The sequence below is a fragment of the Paenibacillus tabacirhizosphaerae genome (assembly GCF_040812395.1).
Classification (GTDB): domain Bacteria; phylum Bacillota; class Bacilli; order Paenibacillales; family NBRC-103111; genus Paenibacillus_E.
In genome coordinates this window covers 486069-498456 of the sequence record NZ_JBFNXH010000002.1, presented here as the reverse complement: position 1 = coordinate 498456, position 12388 = coordinate 486069, and the positions used below count along the sequence as shown (strand labels likewise).

General features: G+C 48.9%; 5 protein-coding genes and 1 pseudogene. 4 read left to right on the top strand and 2 right to left on the bottom strand.

Annotation, left to right across the window (positions count from 1 at the left end; all coding sequences use genetic code 11):
* The first annotated feature begins 94 nt into the window (after positions 1–94).
* The 3 genes and pseudogenes from fabF to ABRS97_RS05200 all read left to right on the top strand — a co-directional run.
* Positions 95–1330 (top strand): beta-ketoacyl-ACP synthase II, encoded by a 1236-nt coding sequence (gene fabF / locus ABRS97_RS05210; protein WP_367811840.1) that lies wholly within the window; start codon positions 95–97, stop codon positions 1328–1330.
* Between the two features lie 102 nt (positions 1331–1432).
* Complete coding sequence (locus ABRS97_RS05205) at positions 1433–1837, top strand: helix-turn-helix domain-containing protein (protein ID WP_367811839.1); 405 nt, start codon at positions 1433–1435, stop codon at positions 1835–1837.
* 852 nt (positions 1838–2689) lie between these two features.
* Positions 2690–2806: pseudogene (locus ABRS97_RS05200) on the top strand (metal-dependent hydrolase); the annotation flags it as partial.
* 75 nt (positions 2807–2881) lie between these two features.
* Here ABRS97_RS05200 and ABRS97_RS05195 read toward each other — a convergent pair.
* The gene (locus ABRS97_RS05195; protein WP_367811838.1) at positions 2882–5407 is read right to left on the bottom strand and encodes an NHL repeat-containing protein; all 2526 of its coding nucleotides are present in this window, start codon (positions 5405–5407) and stop codon (positions 2882–2884) included.
* Between the two features lie 209 nt (positions 5408–5616).
* On the opposite strand from ABRS97_RS05195, the gene ABRS97_RS05190 reads away from it, so the two are divergent.
* Positions 5617–6468, top strand: a complete 852-nt coding sequence (locus ABRS97_RS05190) for a sugar phosphate isomerase/epimerase family protein (RefSeq protein WP_367811837.1) — start codon at positions 5617–5619, stop codon at positions 6466–6468.
* 85 nt (positions 6469–6553) lie between these two features.
* On the opposite strand, the gene ABRS97_RS05185 is transcribed toward ABRS97_RS05190, so the two are convergent.
* Positions 6554–11971, bottom strand: a complete 5418-nt coding sequence (locus ABRS97_RS05185; RefSeq protein WP_367811836.1) for a glycerophosphodiester phosphodiesterase family protein — start codon at positions 11969–11971, stop codon at positions 6554–6556.
* Between the last annotated feature and the right edge of the window lie 417 nt (positions 11972–12388).

Genomic DNA, 12388 nt, shown 5'->3' with positions numbered 1-12388 from the left:
TTATACCAGTATAAACGGTAACTTGTAATAGGATAAATTGTGTGACATTCTAAGAAATAGAGTTCAGCCTATCATGGCTAAAGGAGGTTTTTTTATGAAACGTGTCGTCATTACAGGAATGGGTGTCGTTACTCCCATCGGGAACGATGTCGAAACATTTTGGAGCCATCTCGTTCAAGGACAATCAGGAATTTCTAAAATTGACACGATGGATGTATCTCAATATAAAACCGATTTTGCCGGATTAGTTCGCGATTTCAATCCTGAATCGGTAATGGACCGTCGCGATGTCCGGCGAATGGACCGGTACTGCCAGTTTGCGGTTGCAGCGTCAAAACAAGCCCTCGACGATGCGCAGCTCCAACTCGATGAAACTATTGCAGAGCGAGTCGGGGTGTACATCGGCTCCGGCATTGGCGGCATTCATACGATACTGGAAAACTATCGCACGCTGCTCAGCCGCGGGCCAAGCCGTGTAAGCCCGACTGTCGTACCGATGATGATCGCCAATATGGCCGCTGCCCAAGTCTCTATTCTCTTCGGCGCCAAGGGCCCCGTACTGGCGCCGGTTACTGCGTGCGCCACCGGCAACAATGCCATAGGCGAAGCCTTCAAGCTGATCCAGCGCGGAGGCGCAGACGCCGTCATTGCCGGAGGCGCCGAAGCGACGGTCACCGACCTCGCGCTGGCGGGCTTCGGCAATGCGACGGCGCTGTCGACGCGCTGTGACGCGCCGGAGCAGGCGAGCCGCCCGTTCGACGCGCAGCGCGACGGATTCGTCGCCGCCGAAGGCGCCGGCGTGCTCGTGCTGGAGTCGCTCGAGCATGCCGAGCGGCGGGGTGCCCGAATCCATGCCGAGCTCGTCGGCTATGGATCGACCTCGGACGCCTACCACATCGTGGCGACCGATCCTGAAGGCGCGGGTGCCACCCGAGCCATGCAAGTGGCGCTCGACGACGCCGGTCTTGCCGCGGAGGAGATCGACACGGTCAACGCACACGCGACGAGCACCATCGCCGGCGACCTGTCGGAGACGCTCGCGCTCAAGCGGCTGCTCGGAAACCGTGCGTACGACGTGCCGATCTCAGCGAACAAATCCATGCTAGGCCATATGCTCGGCGCAGCCGGAGGCGTAGAAGCCGTCGCATTGATCAAAACGCTTCAGGACGGCTTGATTCCGCCAACCATTAATCTGGATCATCCAGATCCGCAATGCGATCTGGACTATGTCCCCCTCGTCTCCAGGCGAGCCGAGCTCCGCTATGGATTATCCAATTCATTTGGCTTCGGCGGCCATAATGCCGTACTTATTTTCAAAAAATACGACTAGTTTTTCTCCCAGTCTCTCCTTCATGCATTGTAATTACTAAAGTAAACTGTTACTATCATATTGTTAACTAGTGTTTACTTTTGTGCATGAAGGTGAGAAACCATGTATTTTTACGATAAATTAAAAGATATGCGCAAGTTGAAAGGTTTCACCATTCGTGAATTAGCCGACCGCTCCGGCGTATCCGCCGCCTACATTTCGCAACTGGAGAATGGCAATCGCGGCGTTCCTTCGCCGGATGTATTAATGAAGCTCTCGGAAGGACTCAATACCTCCTATTCCGAGCTCATGGAAATTGCCGGATATTTGGAGTCGGCTCAAAACGCGAACAACGATCAGCCATTCCAGAGCAATCCCATCAATCTGCGCCGGTTACTGCGCGAAAATGAATTCACGTTCGATGGCCTTCTCCTTACTCAGACAGACAAGGAATGGATTGAACGCATGCTCACTGTGTTGTTCTGGAAGGAACGCCATCAAAAGCTCGATGAGGAAACGCTGAATTAACACAAAAAGGGATACCGTCACTAGTTCATTGACGATATCCCTTTTTGCATGATTTGCCCTGAATTTGGATAATGAGTCTTCTAGAGATCCTAACGGCCGCTCTATAAGAAAAACGCCTAACGGCGTCCTTGGTATAAACCATATGTTGGCGCATGGGGAGTGGACTTAAGAATGGAGTTCCGACCGTTTCTTGAAATCGTCTTTTATTGAATTTACTTAGTGGTCATAAGACGATTTCAAATACGGACGCTAACGCTTCTCCCCCCACACCCATCCCCTCTGTTCGACTTTATGCTGCCTTCCACTTCTCTTTTCCCTAACCGGTCTTCCATTCGGTATTCACCCCCATGAACACCCCTGTAAGATTCCGGGTACATCTCGCCTCCGCAAGCTTCGCAAGAAAATGTGTGACAGCCGCCATGCGGCGGCGCACAACGCGCGCCCGAGGAGATACTGCCGGACCGCCCCTATTCCCCATGCACAGCGATATCGGCGGAACTACAATGCCTTATTCCACGCTCATGTCCCTTTTCTCCCGCTGAAAAGGAACTAGGGTGCGTTAAATGAGCGAAAACGTGCCTAAAACCCACCATTTCCTGCTCATAACACACGGTAGTTCCGCGAAATGTCCCTACGACCGAAAATACCGCCGCATAACGCACCTACGTTTCGCTCACCCGTGCAAATACATGATCTATCGCAGATCGAAGCGGTATGGGGTGATCCAAACCGCTGTGGCGCTTCTGGATCTTCGGATCTACTGATCTTCTACACCGATCACGTCAAATGCTCGTACCGCACGATGCGCGCGGAATCTCTCCGCACTGTGAGCTCGTCATACACACACAATCGGACGTGCTGCTTCACTTCAAAGGGAATGCCACTTACATTCGCAACCATCGCGGCCGATCTCACTCATTACCAGCCTTACTGCTGTGGACGCTGCTGAATACGGGTACGCTAGCTCTCGACATATGCTTTCCCTGTTAGAATGGGTATCCTTAACGGCGCCCGCAGCGTCCGACTTCACCTTTCCTTGTCTAATCACTCTGGAATGCCATGCTCATTTAATTTGTACATCATAGAAGTTAAAGCCGCACTGCCCGGCTCCGCTTGCATGATGAGCACTAACTCATGCTCCTTCGTGATGCGGCTAGCCGTATAGCCCTCTGGAATTTTATATCGGGTAACACTGCCCGTTTTCGTATCGCAGGCGATGAGCTCATTGTGCGCATCCGGTGTATCGTAACCATTGCCAGTTTGCAAGGTTACATACAGCTTGCCCCTATCTGTTAGCAGCTTGCTCATATTGGTGTTGATTTGCCACAGAAGCGGTGTTACAGTGCCGCTATTTAGATCAATTCGAAGCAACCTGTAGCCTTGAATCATGTAAAGTTGATCTTTATCACTGTCCATGACCATTGAATTCTCGCCTTTCGGTGTAGAAACATAGATCCCATCCGGCTGCGTGCGCGGGAACGAAATTTGCTTTAGCCAATTGCCTCTGCTGTCGAATAGTTGAATGCGGTCATCCAGGACAAGCGCCATTTTCGTACGGAAAGGGATGAGTTTGGCTCTGCCGGCCAAATTCGTCAATGCGCCAATAAAGTGCGTAATACAGGTCTGTTTATCGGCATCATACACATACAAGCGGTTCGATTTATATACCCATTGCAGTCCATTTGGATCTTCGTAAACGCCTTCCGGCCAAACCGCAAGCTCCTCTTTCGGCAGCTTCCCTACAGCTGCCAGTACCGCAGGCATCTTCGAAAGCTGCTCCAATTCCTGATTGTACTGAGCAATTCCCTCTAGTCCTTCCACTCTCAGGAGCTGGCCATCTTCGCTTGGGACAAGCGCAGTAGGCAAGATAAAGGCAGATTGCCTCACAATTTCAAACGCATCGTTCAACTGAAGGATCCTGTTATTGAAAGTATCCGCTACATACCAATAACTGCCCACTCTCATGAAATCTGATGCTGTGTCACAGATTACGTAATTGCTAGTTGAACAGTGGCTTTTGACTGGCCAATGCCCTACTTCTTTCAATCCCATAGCTAGATCCCATCGCTCCAGTTTCTCATCAGTAAGCACATACCAATCACCGCCAGTTTGCCGGATCACTCGCCTTTGCGTGAAGTCACCGCTCCCCATATAATCGCGCTGTTTCAGTGCATTACGCATGCCTTCAGGTACGGAATCGTCCCGTGCAGATTCGTCTTTCAATGTGGGAAGCACAGGGAAATTAATATTAATCTCTTTATCGGCAGCTTCCTGCTTATCTTCTTTCCCTGAATGCCCTGGTTGTAACGCGTTCATCCAAAATGCCGCATCCGCTGTTTCTAAGCGTGTATTCATTACATCATTGATAGCGAGGTATTGTTTGATTTTATTCTTTTCAGCTTGCAGCACGATGCCTTGACGTGTCCATGTTGTGTTCGCGGGGAGCGATATTTCGGCTTCATGCGCCTCCGGGTACTTTTTGCCTTGATTGATCGGATATGAGACGGTTTGGAGCTTGCCGTTTTGAATGCGAATAAAGCTGTAGGCATCCACAAGCGTCCAACCCTCCTCCATAAGATGAGGCGTAAGCGTGAACGGAGTTGGATTATTAGCCGGGAGCAGGATTCCCTTCTGGGAGTCGTCTTGCAGGCTTTTCACTTCGATCAGGGTCGCGTTCGAGCCCGCATATGGAGGCTGTGAGCGCAGAGGAGCGTCTACGGCAATCGACTGGGATTGCCCCAGCTTATAGCCCGATAAACGGAAAATACTCGGACTCATTGGACCATTTTGATACACGATCAGCCCTCGCTTATCCTCCAGCACGAATACATTGTTGAACTCCTTCATGGAAGCAAATTCCGTTTGGCTAGCGTCAATCACGCTAATTTGCTTATTGGTGCCCGGTTCATTCATTGAGGAGTAATCATTGACGAAGAACTGGCCTTTGCCCTGTGCGCTGATCCAATACTCTTGATAGGACTCAGCTGTTTTTTCAAGAAAGAGCGCACCTGCTGGCTTATTGGAAAAGGTTACAGCTTGTACCCCGTCTGGCGCCAATTGCATATCACCTACTCTTTTTAGAGGATTGCCAGCTAGAGTAGTCAGGTTGATTTCGTACCAGTCCCCTCGTTTCCGGTTGCCGCTGCCGCCTGTTGAAAGCCCAATGAAGGCCGTTTTTCCATTTCTCCACACATAGCCTTCCCTTGCAGCGGGGAAACTGAGTGGGATATTTTGAAAACCGGAGCCGCCTATCCAATCGTAGCGAATTTGATTTTTATGTATATAAACGACTTGCTTTTCGTTCTGCAAGAGAATTAACGGTTCATTCGTATCCGTGGTGAATTGATGCTCTGCTGTCTTCCATTGGCGAATTTCGTTCAAACGCGTTTCAATCGCAGCTGCGGCAGGTTCAGAAGGTGTCGGTGAAGGAGGCGGAGTGATCGTTGGTTGAACGACATGCCATACATCGGTGAAATGTTTATTTGGTCGGCCCCATGTCATATAGCTAATAATGAGAATTGCACCTAAGAGCAAACCTATAGATACACGTATCCATAGCTTCCTGTTCACGAACAACCTCCTTGGCATCATTTTTGCAACGATTACTCTTGCGGACTAGCACTGAATTAGCTAAGAGCGCTTACAATCGAAATTTTGAGATAGATCGGGAAAGATTGGGTATGTATATATGACTCTTATATTCTATCATAGGAATGAGTCAATAGTACTAGTTAACTGTAAAAAAATGAAATTTCCAATTGATATGAGGGAGTGATTTTATGATTAAAGGCTTAACACGAGCAGGACTTGGACCCGATATCGGCGATTTAGAAGATTTCATAAAGCTAGCTTCCCAATTTGGATTCGGGGCTGTCGATGCGAGCGGCGACGAATTAGAGCAGTTGATTTCAACATATGGCGTCACTGGCGCAAATGCTTTTTGCCAAGAATATGGCGTGCAAATCGGAGCGATCGGCCTATCTCCGCAGTGGCGTACAGATGAAGAGGAGTTCCGAAGCGGTTTAACTCGCTTGGCACGGGATGCCGAAGCTGCAGCTTCGCTTGGCTGCACGGCCTGCTGCACCTATGTCCTGCCGTCAACCGATCAGAACGCCGCGCATTTCATGTCACTCGCCACACGCCGGCTGCGCACATGCGCACAAGTGCTTGGCGCTTATGGCATCCGTTTAGGGCTTGAGTTCGTCGGGCCTCATCATTTGCGCATACGCTGGAAACACCCTTTCATCTGGGACTTGCACAGCACACTGGACTGGATTGAAACGATCGGCGAAAAAAATGTAGGGCTTCTGTTCGACGCTTACCATTGGTATACAAATGAGCATACTTTGGAAGATATTAAACGATTAAAGGCTGAACAAATTGTGCATGTTCACATCAATGATGCACCGAATGTGGCGATATCAGAAGTATTAGACAATGGGCGGTTGTTCCCAGGCGAAGGCATCATTAATTTGGGAGGCTTCCTTCGTGCGCTCGGACAAATCGGATATGACGGAATTATTGCTCAGGAAATACTCACCACAGATCCGCCATCCGAATCTGCGAAAACCTTACTTCAGAGATCCCAAATCGGCTTTGCAAACGTGTTTCGTGCAGCAGGTATCGAATAATGTCAATGGGGCTGTCGGTTAAGTAGAAATACCTACTTAGCCGACAGCCCTTATCAGAGAGATTTGAAAAAAACCTTACTTCAAATTAGTTAATAAATTTCGCCTTGCTCAAGAAACGTTTCAATACAACTGCAGCTTGAGCTCGCGTTGTATGTCCCCCGGAATCCAGCTTATCCGAGGTCATTCCGTTCATCAGACCCGCACTGACTGCTGCGGCCATTTCCGTTCGCGCCCAAACTATGCGGTTTGAATCTTTGAACATTTGCAGCACTTCAGTTTGCTTCGCTGTTGAAATTTTCGTATCTATGCCCACGTAAGCGAATGCGCGAATCACCATTGCCGCAAGCTCTTCGCGTATAATCTCATCACTGGGCCGGAAAGTGCCGTCCGCGTACCCGCTGATCAATCCTGCTGAAGCAGCCGTTGCCACATCTTTGGCATACCAGGCGCCAGCGTCAACGTCATGGAAGGTTGTTTTTGCAGTCCCAGGGTCTAAGCTTAATGCACGAACCAAAAGCGATGCGAATTCGGCCCGGCTAATATGGCGATCACCATCGAACCGATTAGCACTCACGCCTTCCACTACCAGTTTATTGGCCAACAGCTCCACATCCGCCTTAGCCCAGTGGTTCGCCATATCCGCAAAGCTTTTATTATTTTCGATGACCGTATAAATGCTGTTTCCGTTCCGTTTTAGCTCAGCCGTTGTTTTGCCGTCTTTAGTGAAGAACAACGCAGGAACGAATCTAATTCCGTTCGTCTCAGGTAAAATCTGTACACCCGTTGCTTTACTCGAGTCAACAACCTTATTCAGCCCTATTTCCCGTGAAACATAGGTGGACCCGAAAGGAATAACCAGCGATTTACCGTCGCTTACCGCTTCCACTTCAAAGTTCAACACGTCTGCGACTTGCGTCCCGCCAGCAGCGGACACTGAGCGCTGCGCCGCCGCGGCCTCTTTACCGCTTAACTTTTGCAATGTAAACCTGAGTGATAAGGCATCTACATTTACGCCAAGTTGATTGGCTGCCGCTTCAAGGTTAAGAATAGCTAGGGGCAGCGAATACGTCGCTTGATCTCCATTGATAACCAACAATTGATCTTTCTTATTGCTTGCTTCCAGAAGGCCAGACGCCGCCAGTTCCAGTTTATCTCCGATGAAATTCACCTTCACTTGGGAATAAGTTCCAAATGCATTCTTCAAGTCAGCTGCGCCTACTTTGCCCCCCGCCGCTTCAATCACGGCTGATGGTTGAGTCGGCGTGTTAGGAACATTGCTGCCAGAATGGCCCTTGTTTGTATCCGAATCATCAACCGGATTCTTCACTTCAATTGTAATAGGAACCGTATAAATATCGTAGACGTTATTAGCATCCATGGCATTGGTATATCGCATAAGCGCATGATATGTGCCTGCCTTTTTGCCCTTAATCTTTGATCCATTGACTTCAACCGCTTCCTGGCCATCCAGCAAAACGATTTCCGGTGCGATGGTCGTTTTTGTCCCCTTATAGGATTGCACAGCTGACGATAATGATTGGCTCTCTTCCTTAAACAGTTCATACTTCATCTTCTCCGGCTGGATGGATGCTGCCCAATCCGAAGCATAATTTGAATAATCCGTCGTAATGCCGAAAGCGCCAAGTCCCATAAATTGGATAAAAACATTTTTATCATTCAAGGTCCAGGGTGAGATAACGATCCCTCTATGCTTCGCGGCTTCCATGAAATTCTTTCCTAAACCGGCGTAACTTGTGTTAAATGAAGCGTTCAAATCTTGAAGCAGTTTCAACGTTCTACGCAGCGACTTATTCACATTGGATTCATCTGCATAACCGCTTGTTAACAAACCAAGAGGCATCTCGGGCATCAGCAAAGCCATACGTTTTAATTGACTTGTGCTAAAAGACATCGTATCCACGAGCGCTTCGGCATTTTGATCTTTGAGCAGTTTGACATACGCATCTACAGCCTCGGGTGTTGCGGTCTTGATTTCAGCCATCACCATAGCGCCCTTTTCCCTGGCAAGGTCAATTTGTTCATCCAGCGTTGGAATTTTGACGTCTGGGAATCCATCTGGATAGGGCTTGTTCGCATTTAACTTCTTTAATTGCTCTAAAGTAAAGTTTTCAATATTTCCTTTGCCATTCGTCGTACGTTCCAATTCCCCGTCATGCAGGATGACAATATGCCCGTCTTTGGACAGGTACATGTCATTCTCGATGAATTCTGCACCGGCTTCTAAACCTAACCGATTGCTCTCAATCGTATTTTCCGGAGAATTCGCAGGCAGACCCCGATGACCGATCACAAAAGGTTTGCGAATCAGTGTCGTGTTCTTGTTATAAGTCTTCAAGGCTTCCCACTGCACCGCAGGAGAATCCGTAACAATCCCGTTCACACCGGATGTAATCAGTTGATGCATCGCAAGTTGTTTATCGGACGGACTGGACTCGTCATTCGACCATATCGTCATCATGCGCTGCTGCAGGTAGGCAACGTTTTCTCTCGTTGATAAGGATTGCGGCAAGATGGCTATTCTGGCTAAACTTGCAGCCGTTTTTCTGCGAATATCCAGCAGGTCCTCTTTCGTCAAATGGCTTTCGCCGCTGAAATCCACTGCACCACGAATGATCGGGTAGGCAGCTCTCGCCCGTTTGACCAATTCACCTTGATCCGAAATGACATCGGCGTCTTCCCAACTGTTCGCTTTTAAATAAGCAATAAGCTGATCGACAGTCACCTCGTCTTTTACATAAAATGCGGGGATAATTCGCCCGCCAATAGAACCAAGCAGTGCATCGAGCGTGCTAATTTCGGCAGCACCTGTCGGATCTGTCACTTTAAGCTCGTTATTGACATGGACTATAAGCGTGGAAGGAAGCGTTGGCGCATCCAACTTGGCTAAATCTGCAGCACTGCGCAGTTCAGTTACTACCGAAGCGGCCATCGCAATTCGCGTATCGGGCTCTGCAACGTTAACAAAGTGACCGTCGGGAATTGGAGGAAGCGCATCCTGCTGCAAAGTAATGCGAATATTGTCCAGTTTCATTTTAGAACCGTTCGCTTGGAAACCGATATCTCCCTTCGCATAACTCCCCGCCTGATCCGTGTCCACAACCAATCGGTCGCCAATCCATTCCTGAACCCGGTTCCCGTTTGCTTTTACGGTGTAATGATACATTTTGGCAGGATCGATGGCTTCGGAGTAGGAGACCGTATTCATGACGTTCCATTGATTGGCGGCGGTTCTCTCTGCGAACTCAACCCCATTCGCTGCGGTTGCATCTTTTCTTACGGCCATTTGGTAATAGGGATAGTCCCTGTTTTGAATACGATACATAATCGAGTGCCATCTTGCCGCATCGTTAGCCTGTAAGTGAGTCATATCCGCTTCAATCTTGTAATTGCCAAATACGCTTAAATACGACGGTAAAATAACCCGGGACGGATTATCTGGAGCAGCTAGCGCATTTATCTCAAAAGCGCCTGACTTCACCGCGGCATTAGAAGCCGTTGTCCCTTCCTTCCGAGTCCAGCCCGTAGGCAGCGTACCATCGGTCAAGCTATCAAAATTCTCCTCATACAGGACATATTCGGTATCCCCCGCCTGTTTGGCGAGAACGAGCATACTGACAGATGCGCTATCTTTGGTGCCTGTTATGGTGTAAACGCCTCTTTGCAGAGCTTTAAGCCTACCGCTTTCAAAGACAATTGACGGACTATTGGAAGTCCACGTCAGATCGCTGCCTTGTACAGTACCAGAGGACAGATCGCTAAAGATTGCCTGAAATTGCAGCGCGCTAAGATCTAGTGGCGTCCCAACGGTCGAAAACGCATACCCCTTCTCATCTCCTTTCAAGGAGACGGCCTTGACGCCTGTTAGAGAAGGCGTAACGGTAATTTCTTTCACCACTTCTGCATTGGCATAGACGGCTTTAATGCTCGCTTTTCCTGCTTTAAGCGGATGGAGCTGGTTGTTGCTGACTTTAATGATGCTTTCATCCGACGAGTACAGTTTCACCCGATTCGCAGGCGGGACTTCGGTGATGCCGTCGGAGTAATAAACACTGTTCGTCACACTTACCGATCCGCTCAACGCTTCTAGTTTACTAGGCACTGTAAGATCAAGCCGATCTGCGGTAATTCGGGTTATTTTCAAATTGTCGAAGCTTACCTTGCTCTGGTCGCCCTGGAAGCCGACTCTCCCTTTTTCCGGAAGCACGGTGGCTGGTAAAGTTTTGTCGCCATATAGCGTAAAGTTCGCTGCGTCCTTCGCTTTAAAGTACATCTTCACATTGCTGTCGTACACCCTTACTTTCATCGTGTAATCTTTATTTACAGCCAGCTGAGATCCGGTTGCGCTAATCGGCGTAGGAGAGGTGAACCAACTCCCGTCTGGATTCCGGTAGGCGATTTCAATCGTCCCATTCTGTTTAATTGCCATTTGCGGATACGGCGTTTTCCCGGCAGCAGGCGCCCGGAACATAATGGAAGCCCATCTTCTATCATTAAAAAAACTATCAAAACGGACGTCAGCTTCTATCGTATAGTTGTCCCACTGCACCGGCGCCGTAATCCGGCTCTGCTTGGCGGAGGCATTTCCGTCGAAGGTCAACCTGCCATTGCCATAGGTGTCTTTCACCACCGTAAACGGAGGGCTTCCGGCATTCACGTCAGAAATCCAATTTGGAGGCAGCGTTCCGGTTGTATACCCGTCGAAATTGTCCTGCAACAGGATAGGACTCGCGCTGCCACTTACCGGACTGCTGTCCACCAACTTGAGTGTGCCGAAACCGGACGTGTCGTTAAAGAAATTATCCGTGTTGTATCTACTCCAATAAGTCCATCTTTGTTCCGCAGTCGTTGCTCCGTAGCGATCCGTCATGCCCACATCCATACCCAATTGCTTTTGGACGATAGGGTCAAAATTCAGCATATCCCACGGAACCGCAACTTCCGCTTCCCAGCCTGTGCTCGTCGTGGAAATGGCTCGTAAAATTTTCTTCTCATCCTTGCCTTTATGTCCATTCAGCGCATTTCCGAAATGGAACTCCGGCGTCGCCGTATTCGGCTGATAGACCAGGCCAATTTGCATATCATCCGGTTGATAAGGGCTTGACTGATGATAACCCGGGTCAAAAGCAATCTCGATGTCATTCTGTTCCCACCAATTTCCCGTTTGATTGGAAAGCAGATTATTGTTATTGCCATGAATGCCAATGTATAAATACTGGTTGTCCCACATCACCCCGAAATTGGATGCTTTGAAGGGGCCGTTTCCAACTTGCACGGATAATGACTGATTGAGGTTCCAGGTCGTTTCGTCTAATTTGCCATCGATAAGAGGAGGTGTTAACGTTTTGTTAACCTCCAGTGATTTTCTAGCCAAGTTCTCTGCATGTGCCTCTGGCAACCAAGCATTGGGTTGGAACATCCCGCTGATGATTGCCGTTATCGTTACAAGACCTAAAAATTTTTTAAACGTTGCCTTCATGTTCATCGTCACAATCCTTTCACTTTTTTTGAAAATCCAGACTTTCTTTTCGTTCAGGATATAGGTCAAACACCTCAGCTAACGACTTCCCTCCCCTCAATTTCATCGAAGACAACGCAAAGAGCCCTTTATCCATCAAATGGCGGGCAGCACACAGCTATCCATGCGCATCCATTTGTTGCATAAAGGGCTTTCTCTTCGACTCGTACCCTTACTATTCGATTGTCAGCTATAAAACTACTTTACCGCTATTATGTTTTCGGTATATCAACTAAAAGTCAAGAATTTGTTAAGAAAACCGCCTCGCGGCCGTAAGTTTCCGGGTATTTTTCACCTCTGCAAGCTTCGCAAGAAACCGGGGGAGGTACTGCCGGAGGTACTGGCCGGGCCTCCCATGTCCCATGCGCAGCGATATCAACGGAA

Excerpts from the sequence above, each read along its gene's own strand:
- fabF (WP_367811840.1), top strand. The coding sequence starts at position 95 with ATGAAACGTGTCGTCATTACAGGAATGGGTGTCGTTACTCCCATCGGG.
- ABRS97_RS05185 (WP_367811836.1), bottom strand. The coding sequence starts at position 11,971 with ATGAACATGAAGGCAACGTTTAAAAAATTTTTAGGTCTTGTAACGATA.
- ABRS97_RS05190 (WP_367811837.1), top strand. The coding sequence starts at position 5,617 with ATGATTAAAGGCTTAACACGAGCAGGACTTGGACCCGATATCGGCGAT.
- ABRS97_RS05205 (WP_367811839.1), top strand. The coding sequence starts at position 1,433 with ATGTATTTTTACGATAAATTAAAAGATATGCGCAAGTTGAAAGGTTTC.